25 protein-coding genes and 1 pseudogene are annotated in these 23,196 nt (G+C 43.2%); 23 read left to right on the forward strand and 3 right to left on the reverse strand.

What is annotated here, in order from left to right; genetic code table 11:
• Positions 1–46: 46 nt before the first annotated feature.
• From ACZ5C4_RS08650 to ACZ5C4_RS08660, 3 genes are all read right to left on the reverse strand, one after another.
• Entirely contained in the window at positions 47–874 is an 828-nt protein-coding gene (locus ACZ5C4_RS08650; protein WP_464520652.1) for an ABC transporter permease, read from the reverse strand.
• On the reverse strand, positions 867–1,781 hold the full coding sequence (locus tag ACZ5C4_RS08655; protein ID WP_464520653.1) for an ATP-binding cassette domain-containing protein: 915 nt from the start codon (positions 1,779–1,781) through the stop codon (positions 867–869). The genes ACZ5C4_RS08650 and ACZ5C4_RS08655 overlap by 8 nt, the downstream gene beginning before the upstream one ends.
• An 84-nt stretch (positions 1,782–1,865) precedes the next feature.
• Complete coding sequence (locus ACZ5C4_RS08660; protein WP_464520654.1) at positions 1,866–2,531, reverse strand: response regulator transcription factor; 666 nt, start codon at positions 2,529–2,531, stop codon at positions 1,866–1,868.
• Positions 2,532–2,748: 217 nt separating this feature from the next.
• On the opposite strand from ACZ5C4_RS08660, the gene spoIIIAA reads away from it, so the two are divergent.
• The 23 genes and pseudogenes from spoIIIAA (at position 2,749) to metF (ending at position 23,192) form a co-directional block, all read left to right on the forward strand.
• The gene (gene spoIIIAA / locus ACZ5C4_RS08665; RefSeq protein WP_464520655.1) at positions 2,749–3,705 is read left to right on the forward strand and encodes a stage III sporulation protein AA; all 957 of its coding nucleotides are present in this window, start codon (positions 2,749–2,751) and stop codon (positions 3,703–3,705) included.
• Positions 3,678–4,196, forward strand: coding sequence for a stage III sporulation protein AB (locus ACZ5C4_RS08670; protein WP_186874660.1), 519 nt, complete (start codon positions 3,678–3,680; stop codon positions 4,194–4,196). The genes spoIIIAA and ACZ5C4_RS08670 overlap by 28 nt, the downstream gene beginning before the upstream one ends.
• Positions 4,197–4,293: 97 nt before the next feature.
• Entirely contained in the window at positions 4,294–4,488 is a 195-nt protein-coding gene (gene spoIIIAC / locus ACZ5C4_RS08675; protein ID WP_178057698.1) for a stage III sporulation protein AC, read from the forward strand.
• 25 nt (positions 4,489–4,513) lie between these two features.
• Positions 4,514–4,900, forward strand: a complete 387-nt coding sequence (locus ACZ5C4_RS08680; RefSeq protein ID WP_186874659.1) for a SpoIIIAC/SpoIIIAD family protein — start codon at positions 4,514–4,516, stop codon at positions 4,898–4,900.
• Positions 4,897–6,114 carry a stage III sporulation protein AE gene (locus ACZ5C4_RS08685; RefSeq protein WP_464520656.1) on the forward strand — a complete coding sequence of 406 codons (1,218 nt, stop codon included), beginning with the start codon at positions 4,897–4,899 and terminating at the stop codon, positions 6,112–6,114. The genes ACZ5C4_RS08680 and ACZ5C4_RS08685 overlap by 4 nt, the downstream gene beginning before the upstream one ends.
• A 38-nt stretch (positions 6,115–6,152) precedes the next feature.
• Positions 6,153–6,509: a stage III sporulation protein AF gene (locus ACZ5C4_RS08690; protein WP_464520657.1), complete on the forward strand. Its 357-nt coding sequence runs from the start codon at positions 6,153–6,155 to the stop codon at positions 6,507–6,509.
• The gene (locus ACZ5C4_RS08695) at positions 6,499–7,095 is read left to right on the forward strand and encodes a stage III sporulation protein AG (protein WP_464520658.1); all 597 of its coding nucleotides are present in this window, start codon (positions 6,499–6,501) and stop codon (positions 7,093–7,095) included. The genes ACZ5C4_RS08690 and ACZ5C4_RS08695 overlap by 11 nt, the downstream gene beginning before the upstream one ends.
• An 11-nt stretch (positions 7,096–7,106) precedes the next feature.
• Positions 7,107–7,718, forward strand: a complete 612-nt coding sequence (locus tag ACZ5C4_RS08700; protein ID WP_186874655.1) for a SpoIIIAH-like family protein — start codon at positions 7,107–7,109, stop codon at positions 7,716–7,718.
• 144 nt (positions 7,719–7,862) lie between these two features.
• Positions 7,863–9,455 carry a peptide chain release factor 3 gene (locus tag ACZ5C4_RS08705; RefSeq protein WP_464520659.1) on the forward strand — a complete coding sequence of 531 codons (1,593 nt, stop codon included), beginning with the start codon at positions 7,863–7,865 and terminating at the stop codon, positions 9,453–9,455.
• A gap of 107 nt (positions 9,456–9,562) precedes the next feature.
• Positions 9,563–9,946, forward strand: a complete 384-nt coding sequence (locus ACZ5C4_RS08710; protein ID WP_186874653.1) for an Asp23/Gls24 family envelope stress response protein — start codon at positions 9,563–9,565, stop codon at positions 9,944–9,946.
• A 181-nt stretch (positions 9,947–10,127) separates the two neighbouring features.
• On the forward strand, positions 10,128–10,526 hold the full coding sequence (gene nusB / locus ACZ5C4_RS08715) for a transcription antitermination factor NusB (RefSeq protein WP_464520660.1): 399 nt from the start codon (positions 10,128–10,130) through the stop codon (positions 10,524–10,526).
• A 13-nt stretch (positions 10,527–10,539) separates the two neighbouring features.
• Positions 10,540–11,745, forward strand: a complete 1,206-nt coding sequence (gene xseA, locus ACZ5C4_RS08720; RefSeq protein WP_464520661.1) for an exodeoxyribonuclease VII large subunit — start codon at positions 10,540–10,542, stop codon at positions 11,743–11,745.
• Positions 11,746–11,773: 28 nt separating this feature from the next.
• Positions 11,774–11,989, forward strand: a complete 216-nt coding sequence (xseB, locus tag ACZ5C4_RS08725; protein WP_464520662.1) for an exodeoxyribonuclease VII small subunit — start codon at positions 11,774–11,776, stop codon at positions 11,987–11,989.
• Positions 11,979–12,875: a polyprenyl synthetase family protein gene (locus tag ACZ5C4_RS08730; protein WP_464520663.1), complete on the forward strand. Its 897-nt coding sequence runs from the start codon at positions 11,979–11,981 to the stop codon at positions 12,873–12,875. The genes xseB and ACZ5C4_RS08730 overlap by 11 nt, the downstream gene beginning before the upstream one ends.
• A 13-nt stretch (positions 12,876–12,888) precedes the next feature.
• Positions 12,889–14,781, forward strand: a complete 1,893-nt coding sequence (gene dxs / locus ACZ5C4_RS08735) for a 1-deoxy-D-xylulose-5-phosphate synthase (RefSeq protein ID WP_464520664.1) — start codon at positions 12,889–12,891, stop codon at positions 14,779–14,781.
• Positions 14,782–14,795: 14 nt separating this feature from the next.
• Positions 14,796–15,623 (forward strand): TlyA family RNA methyltransferase, encoded by an 828-nt coding sequence (locus ACZ5C4_RS08740; RefSeq protein WP_464522324.1) that lies wholly within the window; start codon positions 14,796–14,798, stop codon positions 15,621–15,623.
• Positions 15,624–15,633: 10 nt separating this feature from the next.
• A complete protein-coding gene (locus ACZ5C4_RS08745) occupies positions 15,634–16,467 on the forward strand; it encodes an NAD(+)/NADH kinase (RefSeq protein WP_186874647.1) in 834 nt (277 codons plus the stop codon).
• A 4-nt stretch (positions 16,468–16,471) separates the two neighbouring features.
• Positions 16,472–16,930, forward strand: coding sequence for an arginine repressor (gene argR, locus ACZ5C4_RS08750; RefSeq protein WP_186874646.1), 459 nt, complete (start codon positions 16,472–16,474; stop codon positions 16,928–16,930).
• A gap of 8 nt (positions 16,931–16,938) precedes the next feature.
• Positions 16,939–18,651: a DNA repair protein RecN gene (gene recN / locus ACZ5C4_RS08755; RefSeq protein ID WP_464520665.1), complete on the forward strand. Its 1,713-nt coding sequence runs from the start codon at positions 16,939–16,941 to the stop codon at positions 18,649–18,651.
• Entirely contained in the window at positions 18,623–19,795 is a 1,173-nt protein-coding gene (gene spoIVB, locus ACZ5C4_RS08760) for a SpoIVB peptidase (protein ID WP_464520666.1), read from the forward strand. The genes recN and spoIVB overlap by 29 nt, the downstream gene beginning before the upstream one ends.
• Positions 19,796–19,921: 126 nt before the next feature.
• Positions 19,922–20,713 carry a sporulation transcription factor Spo0A gene (gene spo0A, locus ACZ5C4_RS08765; protein WP_186874644.1) on the forward strand — a complete coding sequence of 264 codons (792 nt, stop codon included), beginning with the start codon at positions 19,922–19,924 and terminating at the stop codon, positions 20,711–20,713.
• A gap of 115 nt (positions 20,714–20,828) precedes the next feature.
• Positions 20,829–22,277, forward strand: coding sequence for a glycogen synthase GlgA (gene glgA / locus ACZ5C4_RS08770; protein ID WP_464520667.1), 1,449 nt, complete (start codon positions 20,829–20,831; stop codon positions 22,275–22,277).
• Between the two features lie 39 nt (positions 22,278–22,316).
• A pseudogene (metF, locus tag ACZ5C4_RS08775) lies at positions 22,317–23,192 on the forward strand (methylenetetrahydrofolate reductase [NAD(P)H]).
• Positions 23,193–23,196: the final 4 nt, after the last annotated feature.

Consider the following 23,196-nt stretch of genomic DNA (forward strand, 5'->3'; position numbering starts at 1 on the left):
GCCTGTAAAAGCTCCTTTCTATACGTTTCTTTGTTTCCTCATTTTATTATTTAATATCCTTTCGTTTAAAGACTACAATTCCAACTCCGGAGGCGATAAGACAGATACCTGCCGAGGAAAGGGCGGATACGACTGGATCATGGGGTTGCATCTGTGTGAGCTGGATAGACTGTCCGGTTGGAAGCGCGTCAAAAAGAAACTGATACATTTTACGCTTGCCGCCAGTCAAGTAGTAAGGATTGGGTTCTTCTGCCTCCTCTACAATCTGTCCGGAATCCGTTTCATATATATAAGAATCATAAGTCTTTGGCTCCTGCAGGCGAGCATTGATATAGGCCGCAAAAAACAGAAGGATAAAGACTCCCAGTATATTGATGACGGATGCTATGGCGCGGTTTTGCCTGAGCATGGAAACCAGTGTCAAAAGAGAGACAAAGGCAAAGGTCATAGCAAAACTTAAGAAGAGAAGAAGCAGGATAGAACGTAAATCTGCCGAAAAAAATCCAAACAGCGGGATGCCGATTATCAATGTAGGAAGAATAAAGCTAAAGCACATGACAAGTCCGGCGAAGCAGCAGGTAAAAAGATTCGTAAGATAGATGGCCGTTCGGGTATGTCCGATAACAATTTTGTTCCGGATAGTGCCGTCACTGTATTCTGTACCGATAAAAAGGCTGACAAAGGCAGCAAGTAAGATGCCGACAAAGGTACAGTAGGTAAAAACCATCTCATCTAAGACAAATGTAAAATTTTCTATGCTTCTGTAATAAGTAATCTGCAGGAAAATAGAAAAGGCGACCATGAAAAGATTGCATATCCAGAAGGATTTGTCTTTTTTTAAACGGGAAAAATTCGCGGCAAACAGTTTATTCATTGCGTACACCTCCAATCAGATTGACGTAATAGCTTTCCAGTGTTTCCTCCCGTTCTGTGACAGAGAGAATATCGCAGTCCTGTTTAGAGAGTGCGAGTGCAAGCTGAGAAATATTTATTTTTGCAAAAATGTCTGCCATTGTATCAGACAAAATATGGTAGTCAATTCCCATGCGGTCTAGTGTCAGAGCAAGCGGCTTTATAGTCGATACCTGTATACGGATACATTTACGGCATGCAGCCTCTAACTCCTTTGCGCCGATTTCTTTTACCATGCGTCCGTTGTCTATAAAGCCATAACAGGTAGCGAGACGGGACAGCTCATCTAGAATATGGCTGGATATTAATACAGTAATTTGCTTTTCGCGGTTAAGCTTTAGAATGAGTTCCCGCATTTCAATGATGCCCTGTGGATCTAAACCATTGACGGGTTCATCCAGAACAAGAAAATCAGGACTTCCCGCCAGCGCTACAGCGATACCAAGTCTCTGGCGCATGCCGAGAGAAAAGTTTTTAGCTTTCTTTTTTCCTGTATCGTTTAGTCCGACGAGACAGAGAAGCTCTGGAATGTCGGCAAAGGAAGGAAGCCCTAAAATACGATATTGCTCTTTTAGGTTTTCCTCTGCTGTCATATCGAGATAGATAGAAGGGGTCTCGACGACAGCACCCATTCTGCGCCGGCACATACTGATACCCTTATGGGTGTTTTCTGTCCCGTATAATGTGTAGGTTCCCTTCGTCGGTTTTTGCAGTCCGCAGATAAGACGGATAAAGGTTGTCTTTCCAGCACCATTTTTTCCGACAAATCCATAGATAGCTCCTTTGGGAATATGCATGGTAAACCTATCCAATGCTTTAAAATTGCCGTAATGCTTGGAAAGTGCGTCTGCTGTCAGAATATACTCCATAGATGTATAACCTCCTTGTTGATGATACGGTTATTCTAACGTATGCGGGTTAAGAAACCGGTAAAGGAAAAGGTAAAGAAACAGTTAAGAATCTTCTCTTAGTTTAAACCCGATTCCCCATACAGATTCGATATAATCCCTGTCCGAATCCTCTTTCAGCTTTCTGCGCAGATTACTGATATGAACCTTTAAGGAAGTCTCTACGCAGTCGGGAGTATCCGCGCTGATCTCTTCAAGCATGACAGATTTTGTTATGACTTGAGATGGATTTTGTAATAAAAGCTTTAGGATTGCGTATTCCGTTTTTGTCAGATGAATGGGAATATCGTTTACAGAGACACAGTGAGAAAGAAGATCCATCTGTATACCGTCAAAACGCAGGACGGAAGAACAGGCAGATACTTTCGTTCTCATCTGCACTTCGATCCGAGCGAGTAATTCCTGGGTATCAAAGGGCTTTGTAATATAATCGGCAGCGCCGCCGCGAAGGAGTTCTACCTTTCCACAGACATCTGCCTTGGCACTGACGACAATCACAGGCAGATTCTTTATCTGCGGAAGGAGCTCCTCCCCGTTCAATCCCGGCAGCATTAAATCCAGTAAAATCAAATCCGGTGTTTGGTTTTTTAAATAAAGAAGCGCTTCTGTGCCGGAATAGGCGCGGGCAACACCGTATCCCTCGCGGGAAAGCACTTCTTCTAGCATATTTCCAATCGATACATCATCATCTACAATCAAAATAGTTTTCAAGCAGCTTCACCTCGGATAAAAATATTTATAATTTATTGTAACGAGTAAAAAATAAAAAAGCAACGGGTAGCGTCGATGTATAAGGGGCAACACGCTTCAAACCACGTAATTTTGTCCTTCATCGATCGTATTGCCCCTTGTACACCGATGCTATTCCTTTTATTTTATAGTCATAATTTAAATATCCCCTCATATATTGTTTAAAGAGGTGGATAAGATGGATACAGAGAAAAGAAAATCACAGATTCTCCAGGTTCTGGCAAAGTCAGTCAGGAAGGTGCTGGAGGATGAAAGGCTGGATTTTACTTATCTTCAGGAAATCCGGCTCCGAATCGGACAGCCCTTGCGCATGATATATAGAAATGAAGAGAAGACTCTGCCGGTAAGGGAAAAGGAAAAGTATATTGTGACAAAGGAGGAGGTCAGGGAGACAATGGAATATATCAGCCATTACTCTCTGTATGCATATGAGAATGAATTAAAACAGGGATTTTTGACAATAGAAGGAGGACATCGGGCAGGCGTGACAGGAAAAGTAATTGTAGAACAAGGAAAAGTAAAGAATATACAATACATTTCATCGATCAATATCAGAATGTCGCATGAAATTCTGGGATGTTCTGAGAAAATTCTTCCCTATATCACGAAAAACAGGCAAGTATGCCATACATTGATTATTTCTCCGCCAAGATGCGGAAAGACGACACTGATTCGTGATTTAGTCAGGCAGATTTCAGATGGGAATACATATGTAAAAGGATGTACCGTAGGGGTTGTAGACGAACGTTCAGAATTGGGAGGGTGTTATCTGGGAGTGGCACAGAACCATTTAGGGAGCCGGACGGATGTACTGGACTGTTGTCCTAAGGCAGAGGGGATGATTATGTTGATTCGCTCTATGGCGCCGCAGGTGATCGCGGTGGATGAGATAGGTACGCAGGAGGATATTCATGCGATCGAATATGCTATGCAGTGCGGCTGCAAAATGATTGCCTCTGTACACAGCACATCGATGGAGGAAGCAAAAAAGAAACCAATTTTGGGGGAATTGATACGGCGGAAGAGGTTTGAACGGTATGTAGTGCTGCAAAACGAGGAAAAACCTGGGGAAATTCAGGGAATCTATGACGAACGGGGGAGTATGCTGTGCAAAGAGTGCTGGGAAGCCTTTTAATTATTACAGCCACTACATGCGGAGGCCTTCTGTACGCGGCAGAACTGAAAAATTATTTGGAAAAGCTGCTTTATATCCGGCATGTTATTTATTTGATTCAAGGAGAGATGGAATATACAAACGCACCGCTAAGTGAAGTATTCGGAAAGATAAGCATGCGTGTAAAAGAGCCCTATCGCACTTGGTTAAAAGCAATGGTGCAAGAAGTAGAAGAAAGAAGGGAACAGGGATTTGCAAAGATATGGAACCGTTCTATAGATAAATACTTATGTGAACTGCACTTAAAAAGCACACATTCGATCCAGCTAAAGGAACTGGGGACGTTTTTAGGGCAATTGGACAAGGAAAGCTTTCGGCACACCATGCAGATGTATTTAAACCGTTTGGAATTAGAAATTGAGAAGGTGCGGGAAGGGATGGCTTCAAAAAGAAGAATCAGCAGTTGGCTGGGAGTAATGGGAGGGATCTTCCTGGTAGTGGTGCTGCTTTGATATAGAAAGCCTGTCTGGTTGTCTTTAGAGAAAATTTCTGTGAAAGAAGTCTCTTTTGCCGCATGAAGCCAAAACAAAGAGAAAGCAGGAGGAAGCCATGACGATAAATCTGATATTTAAAATTGCAGCAGTGGGAATCCTGGTATCTATTTTAAGCCAGGTATTAAAGCACAGTGGGAGAGAAGAACAGGCTTTCCTGACAAGCTTTGCAGGCTTGATTTTAGTTCTGTCATGGGTTCTGCCCTACATATATGATTTGTTTTTGTCTATTAAGCAGTTGTTTTCCCTGTAAGCGTTTCAAAAGAAGAGGTAAGAATATGAGTGTATTGCAAATAGGGATTATCGGAGTAATTGGAACGCTGCTTGCGATCCAGTTTAAAGGTGGGAAAACAGAATACGGGATTTATATGGGCGTGGGTGTGAGTATCCTTTTATTTTCCTGTATTGTAGACCGTCTGGAGATATTTATCCGGACAGTGGAGCAGTTAAGCCATTTTATTAAAGTAGACACAGGCTATATCTCCACTATGTTAAAAATGATAGGAATTACTTATATCGCTGAGTTTTCTTCCAGTATATGTAAGGACGCAGGGTATCAGACAATCGCAGTGCAGATAGAAATCTTTTGCAAACTGACAATCTTAGCGCTGGGTATGCCGGTTTTACTGGCTCTGTTAGAAACCATTCAGGAGTTTTTGGCATGAAATATGTATATCCATTTAGAGGACTGCTTTTCGTACTGCTCTTTTTTCTGTTTTTAGGTGGGGTATGGAATCTCCATTCAGTGACAGGCTATGCTAAGGAAGAGCAAAAAGAGGAGGAGCAGGGGGAAGAACTGACAGAGGAGGAAGAAGCGCAGATACAAAAAGAAGTGGAGGAAGCGCTGGTAGAAGAATTTGATTTTTCAGAGGTAGACGACAGCTTAAGACAGATGTTTCCCACGCAGAAGTTAAAATTTGAGGATGTACTTATGCCGTTATTATCAGGAGATATAGAAGAAACAGGAGAACTGTTTCTCCATTTCCTGGCGGATCAATTATCTTATGAATTTCGATACAACAGACAGAATCTGGTATACATACTGCTGATTGCACTGATAGCGGCTGTCTTTACGAATTTTTCTAATGCATTCCAGAACAGACAGGTATCGGAAATCAGCTTTTATGTACTATATATGCTTTTAATCGCCTTATGTTTAAGTTCCTTTCGGATTGCAATGGATGGGGTGGAGGAAAAGCTCTCCCTTCTCGTTGATTTTATGAGAGTATTGTGTCCAAGCTATTTTCTTGCAGTGGCGCTTGCCTCAGGCAGTGTAACCTCCCTGTTTTTTTATAATGTCATTTTACTTCTGATATACGTAGTGGAAATACTGATTCTTGGATTTGTTCTTCCTCTTATTAATATCTATATTATGATACAGGTTCTAAGCAAATTGACAGGGGAGGACTTTTTATCCCAGTTTGCAGGACTTTTACAAAGGCTTGTGGCTTGGATATTAAAAACGCTGCTGGCATGTATTATTGGAATTAATGTGGTACAAGGACTCCTGGCGCCGGCAATTGATTCCTTGAAAAGGGGAGCGCTTACCAAAACTGCGAAGGCACTGCCTGGCATCGGTAATGCTATCGGCGGGGTGACAGACGTGCTGCTGGGAACTACAGTACTGATAAAGAATGGAATCGGAATGGCAGGAACTGTGATTGCAGTCGGAATTTGTGTGGTTCCTCTTCTTCAAATGCTTGTGATGGCATTTATGTATAAACTGGCGGCAGCGCTGGTACAGCCAGTATCAGACAAACGGATTACCGGATGTATTGGAAGCGTTAGTGAGGGATACGAATTGATTGTAAAAGTGATTTTTTCTACAGGGATTTTGTTTCTTCTGACGATTGCGGTTGTGGCAGTTTCCACCACTTGATTTTTAAACTTGTATTGCCGCATATAAAGGAGGGGCAGATGCTGACACAGTTATATGAGTGGATGATGAATATTGCCGCATATTTGATTATTGTCGCTGCGGTATTGCAGGCGATACCAGGAAAAGAATACAAGAAATATATTCAATTTTTTTCCGGATTGGTTTTAGTACTGTTTTTATTTTCGCCGATTTTGAAGCTGTCAGGTATGATGGACACGTTTACAGAGCTTTACCATAGTAGGGAATATGAGATGGAAAAACAGGAAATCCAGCGTAAAACGGAATATTTTGAGGATTTGGATATTATGGATTTTGTACCGGAACAATATCAGGAAAATACGGGGGAAGAAAATGGCAACCGGATAGAGGTGGAGGAGATTGAGATTGGAGAATAAATTAAAAGAATGGCTGTCCAAAATCAGAAAAAATGAAAAGCTCCCCCAAAAGAGTCAGATACTTATTGTATTTCTGATAGGCGTACTGCTTCTTGTCATTGCCTTTCCAGTACCTGAAAAGAAAGAGGAACAAACAAGGCAGACAGAGAAAAAAATGCAGACAGAAGATACACAAATGTCTCAATATCAGGAATATTTGGAAACAAGGACAGCACAGGCGCTCGAGGAGGTAGAAGGAGTGGGGAAAGTATCTGTAATGATTACACTGAAGTCCTCTGCTCAAAAAGTGATTGAAAAGGATCAGCAGTCAACCAGTCAGACGACAGAGGAGGAAGACAGTGAAGGAGGTACGCGCAGTACCCAGGATAGTTCCTCTGACAGAACGAGTGTGTATGAACAGAGTTCTGACGGCAGCCAGTCTCCCTATGTGAGTAAAGAGCTCACTCCGGAAGTGGAAGGGGTGATCGTGATAGCAGACGGAGGAGATAATGCGATAGTAGTACAGAATATAACTGAGGCGGTTCAGGCATTATTCGGCGTAGAGGCGCATAAGATTAAAATAATGAAACGTCACAGTACATCATAAAGGAGGATTCCATGAAACGTTTATTTAAGAAAAACCAAATTATTATCACAACGCTGGCGGTAATGATTGCGATTGCCGGATATCTGAATTATTCAGGCAAGCTGTTTGGAGGAGAAGAAAAAAGTACGACAGAAGCAAATGCAGATTTGGCAAATCAGGAGTTGCTTGATATTTCCCAGGAGGATATTGAGACAGGTTCCGAGGATATTCAAAGCAATGATTCGGATGTAGAAGGGACGCCGGGAGAAGCTGTGCTGACAAGCGGAGGTGCAGATACAACAGTAGCGCAGGCAAAAGTATCAAGAGAACAGGTAAGAGCACAGAACAAAGAGACGCTGCAGGCAATCATTGACAATGTTGACCTAAGTGATGCAGAGAAACAGGATGCCGTTGCGCAGATGGTCGCTCTCACAGAGATCTCGGAGCAGGAAGTGGCGATTGAAACCCTGATGGCCTCGAAAGGCTTCACAGAGGCTGTTGTAAGCCTGACTGCAGATTCGGCAGATATTGTAGTAAACTCTGAAGAATTAACGGACGCAAACAGGGCGCAGATTGAGGACATTGTGACGAGAAAGACAGATATTGCCCCTGAAAATATTGTAATCACACCGATACATGAATGACTTGACCTTGCAGTCTTTTTCTACATATGCTAAACTAGATTCGTATGTCCAGATGGAGGGCAGTGCCGGCATACATGGTAAAAAGGAAGTTTAAGCCATGTATACCGGTGTTGTAGAATTTTATCAACAGGAGAATAAAAAGCTATGTCGGAAATAACGAATGAGATAAAAAAAAGAAGGACGTTTGCGATTATTTCTCATCCAGATGCGGGAAAAACGACACTTACAGAAAAATTTCTTTTATATGGAGGGGCGATCAACTTAGCCGGCTCTGTCAAGGGAAAAGCAACTGCAAGACATGCGGTGTCGGACTGGATGGAGATAGAAAAAGAAAGAGGGATTTCAGTGACGTCCTCTGTACTGCAGTTTAATTATGGAGGATTTTGCATCAACATCCTGGATACGCCGGGACATCAGGATTTTTCTGAAGATACGTACCGTACGCTAATGGCGGCGGATTCTGCCGTAATGGTGATTGACGCGTCCAAAGGGGTAGAGGCACAGACGAGGAAGCTGTTCAAGGTATGTGTTATGAGACACATTCCAATTTTTACATTTATCAATAAAATGGACAGAGAGGCAAAGGATACGTTTGATTTGCTTGATGATATTGAAAAAGAGCTGGGGATCGCAACTTGCCCCGTAAATTGGCCGATTGGTTCAGGTAAGGCGTTTAAGGGAGTATACGACAGACAAAAGAAAGAAGTCGAATTATTTTCAGATACGCATAAAGGGACGACAACAGGGGAAGTTAAGACAGTAGAGGCAAATAATCCAGAGTTGGACTGGCTGATAGGAGAGGAAGCAAAGACGACTCTGCTAGAAGAGATTGAACTTTTAGATGGTGCGTCGGCGGAATTTGATCAGGAATTAGTAAATAAAGGGGAGCTTTCTCCTGTATTTTTTGGTTCTGCACTTACCAATTTCGGCGTGGAGACCTTTTTAAAGCATTTCTTGAAAATGACAACCTCTCCGCTTCCCAGAATGTCGGATCAGGGGGAAATCGATCCGATGACGGAACCGGATTTTTCTGCATTTGTGTTTAAAATACAGGCAAATATGAATAAAGCGCACCGAGATCGGATCGCGTTTATGCGGATCTGTTCCGGAGAATTTCATGCCGGCATGTCGGTATACCACATACAGGGGAAAAAAGAAGTGCGTCTTTCTCAGCCGCAACAAATGATGGCAAGTGAGAGAAGGATAATCGAAAAGGCATGCGGAGGAGATATTATCGGTATCTTTGACCCGGGTATTTTTTCTATCGGAGATACGCTTACCACCTCCAAAAAGAAGTTCGCCTATGAAGGGATTCCGACCTTTGCACCGGAACATTTCGCGCGTGTACGGCAGGAAGATACGATGAAGAGAAAACAGTTTGTCAAAGGGATCAACCAGATTGCACAGGAGGGAGCGATACAGATCTTCCAGGAATTTAATACAGGTATGGAGGAAATCATCGTCGGTGTGGTCGGCGTTCTACAGTTTGATGTATTGAAATACCGGCTGAAGAATGAATACAATGTAGAGATCCGCTTAGAAACACTTCCTTACGAATATATCCGGTGGGTGGAAAACGAGGAGATAGACATAAGCAGGCTGACGGGGACGTCAGACATGAAGAAAATCAAAGACTTAAAGGGCCGGCCGCTGCTTTTGTTTGTGCATGAGTGGAGCATCCGTATGACACAGGAGAGAAACGAAGGGCTGATCTTATCCGAATTCGGGCGCTCCTGATGATTTCTCTTTGCAAACAGAGGGATATTTGTTATAATAAGAAAAGAGAAGAAAACAAAAAGAGCTTAGATATAAAAGAGTGGAAACGAAACAGGAGGTTTTTTACGATGGCAAGGGACGAAAGAAATACGTATACAATACAAAATGATGCAAGCATGGGAGAGGTAAAGATTGCAGACGAGGTGGTTGCGATTATTGCTGCTCTGGCCGCTACAGAAGTGGAAGGCGTTGCGTCTATGGCAGGAAATATCACGAATGAATTGATCAGCAGACTGGGAATGAAGAATCTGTCGAAGGGTGTGAAGGTAGATGTGCTGGAAGGTGTTGTGACGGTATCCCTCGCCCTGAATTTGAAATATAATTACAGCATTATGGATGTCTCCGGCAAAGTCCAAGAGAAGGTAAAAAATGCAGTGGAAAATATGACAGGTCTGGAGGTTGCAGATGTAAATATTAAAGTGGCGGGAGTGGAAATGGAATCCCAGGAGTAACCTTTTATTGCCAAAGAGCGTATTCATGTAGTATAATAAAGGATGTCGCAGGACATCCTTTTTATTGTACAGGAAATTTCGTTCTATAATAGGAAATTTCGATAAATTTCCTATTATATAAAAAGCCCTCTGGGCGGGATGCGCACTGCGTGCAAGTGGAAAATCCTTTGGAGGAGCGAATATGGTAAGAACAAAACTTCGGGAGCATATTTTTAAAATGTTGTTCCAGATTGAATTTAATAAACCAGAAGATATGCCGGAACATGTAATCTTGTATTTTGACAGTCTTCCGGATGCAAAAGAAAAAGACAGAGAGTATATACAGAAAAAGTATGAGGCAGTTGCAGGGAGAGTGCCGGAGATTGACCGGATTTTGAATGAGAAGACGAAGGGCTGGAAAACAAGCCGCATGAATAAAGTAGATTTGACGATTCTGCGCCTTGCTGTCTATGAGATTTTGTGGGATGATGACATTCCCACATCTGTTGCGATCAATGAGGCGGTAGAGCTGGCAAAGCGATTTAGCGGAGAGGATGGGCCGTCCTTTGTAAACGGCGTCCTTGCAAAATTGGCAGAATAAACGGGAGGCATTTATGCACAATGTTTATACAGTGAGGCAGGTCAATGCATATATCAAAAATATGTTTGCGCAGGACTTTATGCTAAACCGTATCTATGTAAAAGGAGAGGTATCCAATTGTAAATACCATACTTCAGGCCATATTTATTTTTCGCTGAAAGATGAGTCCGGATTGATAGCCTGTGTCATGTTCGCAGGTTCACGGTCAGGACTTTCTTTTCGTATGCAGGACGGACAGCAGGTTGTAGTTTTAGGAAGTGTCAGTGTATATGAAAGAGACGGCAAATATCAGCTCTATGCAAAAGAGATTCTGCCAGATGGCGCGGGGCTTTTGCATGAGAGGTTTGAAGCATTGAAAAAAGAGCTTCAAGAGATGGGGATGTTCGCACCGGAATATAAGCAGCCGATTCCTAAGTATGTGCATACGGTGGGAATTGTGACGGCATCTACCGGGGCGGCAATAAGGGATATTATTCACATTGCTTCCAGGAGAAATCCATATGTACAGCTTTTACTGTATCCCGCACAGGTACAAGGGGAGGGGGCGGTGGAAAGTATTGTCCGCGGAATCCGGATGCTTGAGAAAAAAAAGGTGGATGTTATGATTGTCGGGAGAGGAGGCGGCAGCATAGAGGATCTGTGGGCGTTTAACGAAGAAGCGGTAGCCCGCGCCGTATTTGAATGTTCTACTCCGATTATTTCAGCAGTGGGACATGAAACAGACACAACAATCATAGATTTTGTTGCGGATATGAGAGCGCCTACTCCTTCTGCGGCGGCGGAGCTCGCAGTGTACGACTACCGAGATGTGAAGGCTGCGTGCGACGAAAGAAGAGCCAGAATACGAAGACAGATGGTGCAGAAGATAGAGCAGGAACGCGCAAAGGTAAAACAGACAGCTTTAAAGCTTAAAATGTGTCATCCCAGGCAGAAATTACGCAGTGACAGGCAGTATGCATCAGAACTGGAGAGCCGGATACACACGCTTTTTGAAGAAAAGTTAAAGGCAAACAAGCACCGGCTTGCCATTTATATTGAAAAAATGAAGGGCTTATCCCCCCTTACCAAATTGAGCCAGGGATATTCTTATATTGAAAATAACAGAAAAGAAAATATAAAATCCGTTTTGCAGGTGGAAAAAGAGGAGATACTGAATTTGTATATGACCGACGGAGTTGTAAAAGCGAAGGTTTGTGAGATTAAGAGGAAGCATAAATAGTCTTTAAGACAAAAGAAGGAGCAAGGCTATGGCAGAGAAAGAAAAGCGTGAAAATCTGGAAGATTTATTTGAAAGGCTTGAGAGCGTTATTACAGATTTGGAAGGAGAGAATGTGACATTAGAAGAATCCTTCCAGCTTTATGATCAAGGAATGAAGCTTTTGAAAAAATGCAGTGAGACAATCGACGAGGTTGAAAAAAAAGTAATGATTCTGGATGAGGATGGAGAAGCGTATGAATTTTAAAGAAGAAATCCAAAGGAAGGCAGAGCAGATTGAGCAGATTTTAAAACAGTATCTGCCAGAGAAAGAGGGAGAGCAGGCTGTCATTATGGAAGCGATGGAGTACAGCCTTATGGCAGGAGGAAAACGCCTGCGCCCTATGCTGATGCTGGAGATATATCATCTGTTTGGAGGAAGAGAAAAACTGATCGAGCCATTTATGGCGGCAATAGAAATGATTCATACGTACTCTCTTGTCCATGACGACCTGCCGGCAATGGATAACGATGCATATCGCAGAGGAAGAAAGACAACCCATATTGTCTATGGAGAAGATATGGGGATTCTCGCGGGAGACGCACTTTTAAATTATGCGTTTGAGACGGCGTGCCGTGCATTTGATTTGGAGTCCACAGGCAGTAAAAGGCTTGGGAGGGCATTGCAGATTCTGGCAGGAAAAGCCGGAATCTATGGAATGATCGGCGGCCAGGTGGTAGATGTAAAGGAGTCCGGACATGCAGTGCCGGAAGAAACCCTTCGTTTTATTTACCGGCTAAAGACAGGCGCACTGCTCGAGGCGTCGATGATGATCGGAGCTGTCCTGGCAGAGGCAGGAGAGGAAACTATAAAAAAGACAGAGCAGATAGCCAGAAAGATAGGGGTTGCATTCCAGATACAGGATGACATTTTAGATGTGACCGGTACAATGGAGGAATTGGGAAAACCACTTCACAGTGATGAGAAAAATGAGAAAACCACGTATGTGACACTGCATGGACTAGAGGAAGCAAAAAGAACGGTGGAGGTTTTGACCAAACAGGCAATTGAACTGTTAAAAGAGATGGACACAGAGGATTCTTCTGTATTTTTAGAGCAACTGTTGAAATCTCTGGTCTATAGAAAAAAATAGGGAGGGATTCCTTATGCTGCTGGAGAAAATCCAGAAAGAAAACGATATAAAGAATTTGGAGCCGGAGGAATTAAAACCACTCGCTGAGGAAATCCGGCAATTTTTGATAGAAAAGATCAGCCATACAGGCGGACATCTTGCTTCCAATTTAGGAGTTGTAGAGCTTACAATTGCACTGCACCTCGCCTTAGAATTTCCGCAGGATAAGCTTATCTGGGATGTAGGGCATCAGTCCTACACGCACAAGCTTTTGACGGGAAGAAAGGCGGGATTTGACGGCTTACGCAAATATGGCGGATTAAGCGGTTTCCCTAAGAGAAAGGAAAGCGCGTGTGATGCATTTGATACGGGACACAGCTCTACCTCTATTTCAGCAGGGCTTGGGTATGTGACGGCACGCGATCTGCTTGGAGAGAAGCACCGTATCGTCTCGGTCATAGGAGACGGCGCAATGACTGGAGGAATGGCATACGAAGCGTTAAATAATGCGTCGCAGCTAAAGAGTAATTTTATCATTGTGCTCAATGACAATCATATGTCGATCTCAGAGAACGTAGGCGGAATGTCCCGCTACCTTGACGGTCTTAGAACGGCACAGGCGTATGCAGAATTGAAAAAGGGGGTAGAAGATACCCTGCGCAAAATTCCGAGACAGGGCGAACGGATCGTACATCAGGTAAAAAAGACGAAGAGTGGGATCAAACAGCTTTTTGTACCGGGAATGTTTTTTGAGGATATGGGGATCACTTATTTAGGGCCGGTAGACGGGCATGATATTCGCAAACTTTATAAAACCTTCTGCGAGGCAAAGAGAGTAAACCATGCCGTACTTGTCCATGTGCTGACGAAAAAGGGAAAAGGGTATCCACCAGCCGAGGAAAATCCTTCCAGATTCCATGGCACAGGGCCTTTTGATATAGAGACAGGAAAGACAGAGGGAAAAAAGGGGCCGGATACATATACGGAAGTATTTTCAAAGGTATTTTTGGACATTGCACAGCATGATGAAAAGGTAGTAGGGATCACCGCGGCGATGGAGGATGGGACTGGACTTGGCAGATTCGCCAAAAAATATCCGCACCGTTTTTTTGACGTTGGAATTGCAGAGGAGCATGCAGTGACTTTCGCAGCAGGGCTAGCGGCGGGGGGACTGAAACCAGTGTTTGCTGTGTATTCCTCTTTTTTGCAGCGAGCATACGATCAGATGATCCATGACGTCTGTCTGCAGAATCTGCCGGTTGTGTTCGCAGTGGATCGGGCTGGATTGGTGGGAAGTGACGGAGAGACGCACCAGGGAGTATTTGACTTGTCCTTTTTATCTATGATTCCCAATCTGACTGTCATGTCTCCGAAAAACAGATGGGAAATGGCAGATATGCTGCGGTTTGCAGTCGAGCTGGCAGCTCCGGTGGCGCTGCGTTATCCGCGTGGAGAAGCCTATGAGGGCATGCAGAGATTCCGTTCTCCTATTGTACTTGGCAAGAGTGAGATTTTGTATGAGGAAGAAAGCATCGCCTTAATCTTTGCGGGACATATGGCACCTCTTGCAGATGAAGTGCGCAGAGAATTAAAAGAGATAGGATACAGCTGTAGTCTTATCAATGCCCGGTTCATAAAACCGCTGGACACACAGATGCTGGAATATCTGGCAATCGATCATTCCCTTATTGTTACAATAGAGGAAAATGTGCTTTCCGGAGGCTTTGGAGAGCAGGTGCTTGCATATGCTGCGAAAGCAAAGCTCAATGTAAAAGTACGTAATATTGGGATTCCGGATGAGTATGTGGAGCATGGCAATGTAGAAGTTTTGCGCCGGGAGGTAGGTCTGACACCGGAAGTGATTGTAAAGCAGATTATTACAGATTATGCAGCGGTGATAGAAGGCGTATGGAAAAAGACAGTTTAACAGAGGAAAAGAGCATGAAGGAACGTTTAGATGTACTGCTTGTAAAAAGGAATTTAGCGGCGTCCAGAGAAAAAGCAAAGGCAATTATTATGTCTGGAAATGTCTATGTAGACGGACAGCGGGAGGATAAGGCGGGAACCACATTTCCAGAGGAGGTGCAGATTGAAGTCAAAGGACACGCATTAAAATACGTCAGCAGAGGCGGCTTAAAGCTGGAAAAGGCACTTGCAAATTTCCAGACAGACGTAAGTGGGAAGGTCTGTACAGACGTAGGAGCTTCTACTGGGGGATTTACAGACTGTATGTTAAAAAATGGTGCAAGTAAGGTATATGCCATTGATGTAGGATATGGACAGCTGGACTGGGGATTGAGGCAGGATGCACGTGTCGTCTGTATGGAAAAGACAAATATTCGTTATGTGAAACCGGAAGATATAGGAGAACCGATCGACTTTTCTTCCATTGATGTCTCTTTTATTTCTTTGACGAAGGTGCTGCTGCCGATTCAAAATTATTTAAAAGAAGAAGGGGAGATCGTCGCTCTGATTAAACCACAGTTTGAGGCAGGCAGAGAGAAGGTCGGGAAAAAAGGGGTCGTGCGGGAAAAGAGTACACACGTAGAAGTGATCCAAAAAGTAGTGGACTATGCGCAGGAGATTGGCTTTGCTGTCCTGGCGCTGGATTTTTCCCCAATCAAAGGGCCAGAAGGAAATATTGAGTATCTCGTGCATCTGAAAAAATATCCGCCGGAAGGAAGGAATGTAAAAAGCCAGGCAGAAACAGAAATCACTGCCGACATTATCAGGACTGTAGATACTGCATTTGACACACTGGCAAAATAAGAGGAAAGCTATGGAACGATTTTATATTATTACAAACAGGCTGAAAGACAAAGATTATAAAATTACACAGGAAATAAAAGCCTATATCGAGCAAAATAAAAAGGTATGTATTCTGTCGCAAAAGGATGCGCTTGGACATATTATCCCCGAAAGTATTCCAGAAGATGTAGAATGTGCGCTGGTGCTTGGCGGAGACGGAACACTGATTCGTGCGGCGAGAGAATTGGGGGGATATAATATCCCGCTTTTAGGAATCAACTTAGGTACACTGGGATACCTGGCGGAAGTAGAACTGAAAGAATGCAAAGCTGCGCTTGACATGTTGTTTAAAGGGACGCCGGATATTGAAGAAAGGATGATGATCCAGGGGACAGTAGATCAGGTGGTCAGTGACATGGCATTAAACGATATTGTCCTGACGCGGGAGGGCGGCCTTAGAGTGGTACAGTTTGACGTCTATGTAAACGGAACACTTCTTAATACGTATCTGGCAGACGGATTGATTATATCTACACCTACGGGGACAACGGGATATAATCTCTCCGCAGGAGGCCCTGTTGTGGAACCGACGGCGAGTATGTTCGTGCTCACTCCTATCTGTTCCCACGCCCTGAATACAAGCAGCATTGTTCTCTCGGCAGAGGATAAGATCGAGGTGGAAATCTGCAAAGGAAGATATGGCAGAAAAGAGCATGTTCTTCTGACATTTGACGGGACAGAAGGAATTCCTCTTGTGACAGGAAACAGAGTCTGTATAAGAAAGGCAAAAGAGACGACAAAGCTGATTAAGCTAAGCAGAGAAAGCTTTATGAAAACCATGCGTAAAAAAATGAAAGGAAACTAGAAAAATGAAAGTCAGCCGACATGCAAAAATTATTGAATTAATCAGTCAGTATGACATTGAGACACAGGAAGAGCTTGCAGAACGCTTAAATAGTTCAGGGTTTAAAGTGACGCAGGCGACCGTATCGCGCGACATCCGCGACTTAAAGCTTACGAAGGTTTCTGTGGATGGCGGAAAACAGAAATATGTCATCCACAGGCAGGATGAAGAAGGCATGAGTGAGAAGTATGTGCGGGTATTAAAGGACGGGTATCTTTCGATGGATATGGCGCAGAATATTCTTGTTATCAAGACAGTGTCCGGAATGGCGATGGCGGTCGCGGTGGCGGTGGATGCTATGAAGTGGAATGAGGTGGTCGGCTGTATCGCCGGAGACGATACGATTATGTGTGCGATACGAAGTGTAGAAGAGACAGTAGCTGTGATGGAAAAAATACGAAGGATTGTATCAAAAGGGATATAGGTAAACATATGTTACAAAATCTGCATGTAAAAAATTTAGCTTTGATCGACGAGGCGGAAGTGGAATTTCAATCGGGCCTTAATATACTGACAGGGGAGACAGGGGCAGGAAAATCGATTTTACTGGGCTCTGTGAACCTTGCTCTAGGTGGGCGGTATACAGGAGATATTTTAAGAAACGGTGCTAAATCCGGTCTGGTGGAGCTTGTCTTTTTGGTGGAGGATGAGAGGCTTAAAGAACAGCTTAAGGAATATGATATTTTTCCAGAAGACGGGATGCTGGTGTTAAGCAGAAAATTAATGGAAGGGCGCAGTGTCAGCCGGATTAACGGAGAAACAGTCAGCATGAATATTCTAAGGAGCGTAGCAGGGCTGTTGATTGACATTCATGGCCAGCATGAGCATCAGACATTGCTCGATAAAAAGAATCACCTTGCTCTTTTGGATCTGTATGCGAAACCAGAGATTACATCTCTGAAAGAAAAGGCAGAGGAGACATTTAAAAAATATAAAAAATGCACAAGGAAGCTGGAAGAATCGGCCTTGAACGAAGAAGAACGAAAAAAAGAAATGGCGTTGGCTGAATTTGAGGTCGCAGAAATTAAAGAAGCTTCTTTAGAAGACGGAGAGGATGAAGAGTTAGAAACCCTTTACCGGCGCATGGTAAAGAGTCGAAAATTAAAAGAAGGGATAACAGAGGCCCATCAGTATACAAGCGAAGATGCTGCAAGTAACGCGAGCGATTTATTAAGTCGGGCAATCAGGGCGCTTTTGGAGGCTGCGGACTGTGACGAAAAAGGAGAACAGCTGTATAACCAGCTTTTAGAAATCGACAGCCTTCTCAATGATTTTAACCGAGAATTGTCAGATTATGCGAAAAGTTTTGAATTCTCTGAAGAAGATTTTTATGAGACAGAAAACAGATTGAATCAAATCAATCATTTAAAGGCAAAATATGGCAGTACGATTCAAGAAATTCTGACATATTCTGACGAAAAAATACAGAGACTAAAAGAGCTGGAGGATTACGACGCTTATATTCTAAAACTGGAGCAAGATACAAAAAAAGCAGAAAACGAATTGAAAACGATTTGTGAGAAGCTGCACAATGTGAGAAAAAAGGCTGCAAAAGCATTTTCAGAAGAGATTCAAAGCCAGTTAGCAGATCTGAATTTTCTGGATAATCGGTTTGAGATACGTATTTCCGATCTGGGGCATTATACAGCGAACGGAAGAGATGCCGCAGAAATTTATATCGCAGTGAATCCGGGGGAAGCCTTACGGCCGCTTGCTTCTGTAGCCTCAGGAGGAGAACTATCCAGAATCATGCTGGCGGTAAAAACGGTTCTTGCAGATGAGGAAGATACACCGACTCTGATTTTTGATGAGATTGATACAGGAATTTCAGGGATAACAGCAGGAAAAGTAGCAGAGAAGATGCGTGTGATCGGCAGGAACAGACAAGTCATTTGTATTACGCACCTTTCGCAGATTGCGGCGGCGGCGGACACGCATTTTTTGATAGAAAAAACGGCAGAAAATGGAGCTGCCAGCACACATATCCGCGCACTTGACAGAACAGAATCTATTGCGGAGCTTGCACGTATTTTAGGCGGTGCCAATGTCACAGAGAGTATTTTGGACAGTGCAAAGGAATTGAAAGATTTGGCAGCGGGTGAGAGGAAATACCAGTGTGAAAACGAAAAAAAGCTCACATACTAAAAGCGGGTACTTAAAAGGTATCCGTTTTTTTCTTTACGATACGGAAGAAAGGATGTGGGCAGATATGACAAAAAGTGGAGAAAAAAGCAGAAATAGCGCTATCTTCTCCTTTCTTGTGACGGCGGCGCTTCTTACCTGTCTGATTGGATATCAGGCACAAAGCAGCAAAAAAGAAAGCTGGCAGACAGAGGCGGGCACTGAGGCGATCTCCGATAATACAGTGCTTCTTGGAGGGATGCCGGTTGGTATTTATATGGAGACAGATGGAGTTATGGTTTTAAATACGGAGGAAATAGAGGGAATAGACGGGCAGGAGTATGAACCGGCGGGACATCTTGTGAAAGCCGGAGATTACATTACAGGATTCAATAACCAGGAAATCCATAATAAAAAAGAACTTCTCAAAGCGTTAGAAAATCTGGATGATGATGAAGTGGTACTTACATTGCGCAGAGATGAGGAAAAGCTGGATGTTAAGTTAGAGCCGGTAGAAAGCAGTCCAAATGAATATAAACTAGGTATCTGGGTCAGAGATAATGTACAGGGACTCGGAACGATTACATTTTTGAATGAAAAGAGCAGATTCGGGGCATTGGGGCATGGAATTCACGATGCGGACACGAATGTACTGATGAATATTGCCGACGGCAGCTTATACAAAACAAGCATTCAGTCAATCAAAAAGGGAGAAAATGGAATTCCCGGAAGTATGGAAGGGATCATCGTTTATAATGGATATAACAGGCTTGGGACGATAGATAAAAATACGGATGCCGGTATTTATGGAACGGTAGACAAAATCGACGGTGTGTTTGAAGAACAGATACCGATCGAGACGGCGTCGAAGGAAGAAATTGAAATTGGCAAGGCGACAATGCGTTGCTTTGTCGATAATCAGATACAAGAATATGACATAGAGGTGACAGATATCGACACCTCTGAAAAAGAGATCAACAAAGGATTGGTCATACAGGTGACAGATGAAGCCCTTCTGGAAAAAACAGGGGGGATTATACAAGGCATGAGTGGAAGCCCAATCATACAGAATGGAAAGCTGATCGGAGCAGTCACCCATGTGTTCGTACAGGATTCGACAAAAGGGTATGGAATTTTTATCGAAAATATGCTGAAAGAGGCCGAGTAGCTTTTTGTCGAAAGGGTGTCGAATTAGTGCAACAAATTCTCCTTGATTCTGCATAAGCGTGTAGATATAATAAGCAATGTGGCGTTTTCAAAAAGAGGTTTTCTGTCTAAAGGAGAAAAAGGAGTTATGGAGCATTTGAGTGTAGCCATCGCTGATGATAATCAGAGAATCCTCGATTTGATGGAGGAGATTATCAACATGGACAAGGAGCTGAATGTAGTAGGGAAGGCAAAGAATGGCGAAGAGATGTGTCAGATTATCAGGAATAAGCAGCCGGATGTTGTACTGCTGGATCTGATTATGCCGAAAATGGACGGCCTGACTGTGATGGAACGTGTCAGTCAGGACAAGCTGGTGAATAAGCGTCCCTATTTTATTGTCGTAACAGCGGTTGGCCAAGAGAAGATTACAGAAGATGCCTTTAATAAAGGGGCAAATTACTACATTATGAAGCCGTTTAACAACGAAATGCTGTTAAACCGGATAAAATCTGTCAGAAAAATGTTCCGAAATTATGAGAAAAAGAACGAAGATACAAAGGGGGATGCTGCAATCAGAGAGGAGGATTTGGAAAATCGTGTCACCAATATGCTGCATGAAATAGGGATACCGGCACATATTAAGGGCTATCATTACCTGCGTGATGCTATTATTATGGCGGTAGATGACATGGATGTTTTAAACGCGATTACCAAGGTTCTCTATCCTACAGTGGCGAAGAAATATCAGACGACTTCCAGCAGAGTAGAAAGGGCGATTCGACATGCGATTGAAGTGGCTTGGAACAGAGGCAAGCTGGATACGCTGGATGAATTGTTCGGCTATACAGTCAGCACAGGGAAAGGGAAGCCTACCAACTCAGAATTTATCGCGCTGATTGCGGATACAATCCAGTTAGAATACAAGCATAGGGGCTAAAAGCACATTTTCAGACAGCCTCAGAAGATAAACTTCTTTTCATTACAGTGAAAATGAGGTATAATGAACTACAATAGAGATTGTTCTTAATATACCTGGAAATGGAGGGGAAAAGATGAAAAACATTTTATTTGCGTCCTCAGAGTGTGTGCCATTTATCAAAACCGGCGGTCTTGCTGACGTAGTGGGGTCGTTGCCCAAATATTTTAACAAGAAAAAATATGATACCCGCGTGGTACTGCCGAAATACAGCTGCATGAAACAGGAATGGAAAGAAAAACTGGAATATGTAGATCATTTTTACATGGATATTGCAGGACAAAACCAGTATGTGGGAATTTTGAAATATGTATACGATAAAATTACTTTTTATTTTATCGACAATGAACACTATTTCAGCGGCTTTGCTCCATATGACGGAGATCCGAAATGGAACATTGAAAAGTTTGCATTTTTTTCCAAAGCAGTTTTAAGTATTTTACCGGTTATCGGGTTCCGTCCGGATCTGATTCATTGTAATGACTGGCAGACAGGACTGATACCGGTATATCTGGATAATTTCCGGTATATGGGCGAATATTACAGGGGAATCAAGACGACGATAACGATACATAACCTGAAGTTCCAGGGAGTGTGGGATACAAAAACGGTGAGGGAAATTACAGGATTGCCGGAGTATTATTTTGTACCGGATAAGATGGAGGCATATAGAGATGCGAATCTCTTAAAAGGCGGGATTGTCTATGCAGATAAGGTGACGACAGTCAGCCAGACGTATGCCGAGGAGATTAAAACTCCATTTTTTGGAGAAGGATTGGACGGGCTGATGAGCGCCAGATCCAATGATTTGTGTGGAATTGTAAATGGGCTGGACTATGAGGAGTACGCTCCATTTTCGGACAACAAGATTGCAAAAAAATTTACAGTAGATACATTTCGTAAGAATAAGGTTGCCAATAAGCTGGCTCTGCAGGAGGAATTAGGGCTCAATAAGGATGCGCATGTGATGATGATCGGGATTGTTTCCCGCCTGACAGACCAGAAAGGCTTTGATTTGATTGATTATGTGATGGATGAGCTGTGCCAGGACGCTGTGCAGATTGTGGCGCTTGGAACAGGGGAAGTAAAATATGAAAATATGTTCCGCCATTTTGCATGGAAGTATGCGGGAAAGGTTTCTGCGAATATTTATTATTCAGATGAACTTTCTCACAAGATTTACGCATCCTGTGACGCATTTCTTATGCCGTCATTGTTTGAACCATGTGGTTTAAGCCAATTGATGAGCTTAAGATACGGAACGCTTCCAATTGTAAGGGAGACAGGCGGACTCAAAGATACAGTAGAGCCATACAATGAGTATGAAAAAACAGGAACAGGCTTTAGCTTTGCAAACTACAATGCCCATGAGATGCTAAATACGATCCGGTATGCAGAGCATATTTTCTACGATAAAAAAAGAGACTGGAATAAAATTGTAGAGCGTGCGATGATGAAGGATTTCTCATGGAAGAACTCGGCAAGACAGTATGAAGAGCTGTATAAGAGCCTGTTGGGAGAATAGACATAAAGAAAAAACATAAAGTTACAGACAGGAGATTACATGAAGATTATTGACAAACTAAGAGAAGAGAGAATTCATATTTCTTTTGAGGTGTTTCCGCCCAAGACAGAAGCAGGATTTGACAAAGTGATGGAAGCAACAGAGAAAATTGCCAAGCTTACGCCGGCATATATCAGTGTTACCTACGGCGCCGGAGGAGGAACGAGCAAGAATACGGCAAAGATAGCCTCCTATATCAAACGGGAGTTAAACGTGGAGAGTATTGCGCATCTGACCTGTGTTTCTTCTACCAAAGAAGAGGTCAGGAAAGTAATTGCAAATTTAAAGGAGCTTGGTATTGAGAATATCCTCGCACTTCGCGGGGATATTCCTGCGGGCGCGCAGTTTCCGTCCGGCGATCGGTTTCACTATGCATATGAGCTGATACAGGAAATCAGAAAATAGGGGGATTTTTGTATCGGTGCGGCATGTTATCCGGAAGGACATGTGGAAAATGAACATAAAGTAGACGACATCAAATATCTGAAGCAGAAAGTAGACTGCGGCGTTGATTTTTTGACGACGCAGATGTTTTTCGACAATGATATTCATTATAATTTCCTGTATCGGATACGGGAAGCCGGAATTACAGTACCGGTTCTGCCCGGTATTATGCCGATCACAAGTGCAGCGCAGATGAAACGCAGCCAGGAGCTCTCCGGTACTGTGTTTCCGCGCAGATTTCTGGCTATTTTAGATCGTTTTGGAGACTCGCCGGAAGCGATGAAGCAGGCAGGAATCGCCTATGCGACAGACCAGATTATTGACCTGCTGGCTAATGGCATAAGGAATATCCATATCTATTCCATGAATAAACCAGAAATTGCATCTGCTATTATGCAAAATTTATCTGAGATTGTAAAATGCCAGGGGTGACAGT

The sequence above is a fragment of the Mediterraneibacter flintii genome (genome assembly GCF_055387595.1).